Here is a 3,295-nt window from a genome sequence, read left to right as displayed (position 1 = left end):
ATTAACCCTTTTGTGCCTTAAGTCCTTTCCTGTATGAATTTCAGCTACTTTTGAGCGTAGTTGCTCTCATCGAATTTTATTTTAAGTTAATTATTTGCATAACAATTCCCGAAGAGCCATTTTGGGCAGTATTGCCCTAGCTTTTATAAACTCACGTCGTTAATTTTCTTGCTGGCGATCAAGCCTTGATATAGCTCTAGATCGAACCAGAAAGTTGTGCCAATTCCCACTTCACTAATCAAATTAATTTGACTATAGTGCTTTTCAATAATATTTTTGACGATCGATAATCCTAATCCCGTCCCTTCTAGGGTATGAACGCGATTTTCTACCCGATAGAAGCGATCGAATATGGCACTTTGATCCTCGGCATCGATGCCAATACCAGTATCGGATACTTCCACGCGAATTTTGGGAGTTTCTTGGGGATTATCTCTGCTTATTTTATAGGCACGAATCACCACTTTACCGCCAGCAGGAGTAAATTTTAGGGAGTTACCGACTAGATTAGTTAATACCTGTAAAAGTAGATCATAATGACCTAAAATTGGTAGTAAATTGGCTTCAATTTCCGAGCTTAATTCTAGTCCTTTATCCCTAGCATTGAGTTGATAGGTCCTTAGGGTTTGTTCGATTAATTGTCCGATATCGATCGCATCTAAGTTATAGTTACGGGAGGATTCTAACCGAGAAAGATCGAGAACATCATTAACCAAACGAGTTAAGCGATCGGTTTCATGATTAGCGGTTTCTAAAAACTCTCTTTTTTCTGTATCGCTGAGATCCTCACCAAATTCTGTCAGGGTTTCAATAAAAGATTTGATGTTAAATAAAGGGGTTCTTAACTCATGGGAAACATTGCTGATAAATTGACTTTTTGCCTCATTTAATTCTGTTTCTCTGGTGATATCCTGTAGCGTCATGGCAATTCCCCGGACATTCTCCCGATGCTGATCGAATACCTGAGTTAACAAAAGGCGAATTGTCCGAGTTTTCGGGTTAGTTAAAGATAATCTAAATTCTGCTGGGGAATAGTTATTATTTTCCTGATCAATAACAGCATTTTTCTGATTTTGATTAGCCGATTCTTCTGGTTGGAGGGTTTCTCCTGCAGCAATTTGATAGAGAGGTTTAGTTAGTCTAACCGTTAACTCCGAAGGAAAAAGATGTAGAACATTTTGACCGATAATTTCCCGATCTTCCCAGCCAAATATTTCCCGAGCTGCGGGATTAATTAATAATAATTGAAAATTCGTATCTAAGAGAATTGCTCCATCAGCAATAGTGGACATTAACGTATCTAGCTTGGCTTTTTCGGCGGTCATTTCTTCGATATTTTGTTCTTCGTATCGTTCTAACTTTTCCGCCATTTCATTAAAACTGAGAATTAATTCCCCTAACTCTCCTCCCAGGGGTAAATCAACGCGCTGCTTAAAATTTCCTGCTGCAATATTTTTGACCCCGACTAATAACTCCTTGATCGGTTTGGTGATAGTTAAAGCATTAAAAACCGCCCCCAGAATCACCATAGCCCAAATCGAGACAAAAACGGCAATAGTCACATCACGGGTTAGATTAGAAGAAGCGACCACAATAGCGTTAGGATTGATCCCGATCGCTAATACTCCCAAATATTTGCCTTCATGATTTAAGGGAACAAAGACATCGGTTACTTCACCGTCGGGGGTTTTATGCTGACGGATGAGGGGAGTTTCCGCATTTTCGCCATAATTTTCTGGTAATTGAATGCGACGCTCAATCGTCAGGGAGTTCTTAACTTCGGCGGTAGAATAGGGAATGCCGAAAAATATCTGACCCTCCTCGTTAGCGTAGATCAAATAACGCACACTGGAGGTACTACTATAAAAACGGGCTGAAAAACGGGCTAAATCGGTTAAATTGTCCTCAGCAATCAGAGGGGAGACATTAGCGGCTAATAACAGCCCTAAATCCCGGCCAAAACGGGTATCATTGAGACGGACATCCTGCTGGATCGTGTTAACCGCCCAAAAGGTTAAACCACTCATCAACAAAGAAACGGCTAAAGTAGCCGCGGCCATTAATTTAGTTTGGAGAGTGAACTCGGACCACCAACGGGCGATCGCTTCTCGGAGAATGAGCAGAAAATTAAACACGGTTAGGCAGGATTAATCGGTGTTCTTGAGGAGTCTATCGCTCAAATCGCGGGTTAACACGATCATCTTAACTCATTATTAAGCTGGTAGCGGTTAAGCTGGCAGTAATCTCACCTAAGTCTCCGAGAAAGTCAAGAAATGCCCAAAAGCGCCCAGAGTTCTAATTTTAGCTACCCCGGGTACCTCTGTGGTGTAAATACTGAACACACCTAAATTTTGCCGTTGACTAGAGGTTTCGATCGCTGGTTTTAAGATTTGATTTTTGATCACATTTCTGGCTGCCACTGGTAAAGAATCGATCGAGCCACAGAGACTGATTTTCTCGCAAGCGATTTTGTCGGCATGAGCGAGGAGTTTTTCCGAGGCGTATTCGCTGTAAAGTTCTTGGGGTGGATTGGTAAATCCCATAATCCCCGCTACTACCCCTAAGGCGATCGCTCCCTTGAAGAAATTACCCCCCATAGCTACTTAGCTCCTTAATTTTGTCTTCTCCACTCTATTTTGACAAGACATTTTCGATCTGGCTAGGGAGCGGTGTTAATTTCTTAAGCCAATACCTGGTGCGTAGCACTCTAGTACATTTCCCGTGAGACTGCAACTAATTAACAGATAATCACAGTGAGAACAGGCGGTGCTAACGAGATGGTGTTCTAAAATATGCTGTCTTTCGGCAAAATTTCCACAATTAGGACAGCGTACCTGTTGCAGGGTGATCATAGCAAACCTCATTAATTAGTTATCTTCTGTATATAAAGCTAGTTTTTCTTGATCCCAATCGGTTTAAGCCTATTTTTTTCTTGATCCCCATTATGAACTCGATCATCTGATCTGGCTAGTAATTTTTACTAAACTTTGCAATTTTTCTTGAAAAATTTAATAATTTCTTTCTAGTGTTTTTCACCGTGATCGGATACGGGTCGGTAATTTTGGGCAAGAGAAAACCAATAAGTGAACTTTTAAACTGCCGATCCCTTACTGCTATAATTACGGCTGAGATTATTGATTATCCTTTGACATCCTCACCGCCGTAAAACGGACGGCGATTCCCAAACCTCACGATTTAGGTTTCTGCTTCTTTCCCTTGCGGGGTTCCGCACCTGCCTTAACAGTTTTACTCTGTTCTGGTCTTATGGTCGCGACCCGGACTGACACCGCAAGTC

General features: G+C 41.4%; 3 protein-coding genes. All 3 read right to left on the bottom strand.

The genetic code is table 11. From position 1 onward, the window contains the following. Nucleotides 1-143: 143 nt before the first annotated feature. Nucleotides 144-2,135, bottom strand: a complete 1,992-nt coding sequence (gene nblS / locus EWV84_RS10940) for a two-component system sensor histidine kinase NblS (RefSeq protein WP_287078028.1) — start codon at nt 2,133-2,135, stop codon at nt 144-146. 114 nt (nt 2,136-2,249) lie between these two features. Then, entirely contained in the window at nt 2,250-2,597 is a 348-nt protein-coding gene (locus tag EWV84_RS10935) for a DUF4359 domain-containing protein (protein ID WP_002798262.1), read from the bottom strand. Nucleotides 2,598-2,672: 75 nt separating this feature from the next. Then, nucleotides 2,673-2,852 carry a hypothetical protein gene (locus tag EWV84_RS10930; protein WP_002800600.1) on the bottom strand — a complete coding sequence of 60 codons (180 nt, stop codon included), beginning with the start codon at nt 2,850-2,852 and terminating at the stop codon, nt 2,673-2,675. Nucleotides 2,853-3,295: the final 443 nt, after the last annotated feature.

The organism is Microcystis sp. M_QC_C_20170808_M3Col, assembly GCF_007095505.1.
Taxonomy (GTDB): domain Bacteria; phylum Cyanobacteriota; class Cyanobacteriia; order Cyanobacteriales; family Microcystaceae; genus Microcystis.
The sequence above is the reverse complement of the archived record's forward strand: the minus strand, read 5'-3'. Positions and strand labels throughout refer to the sequence as shown.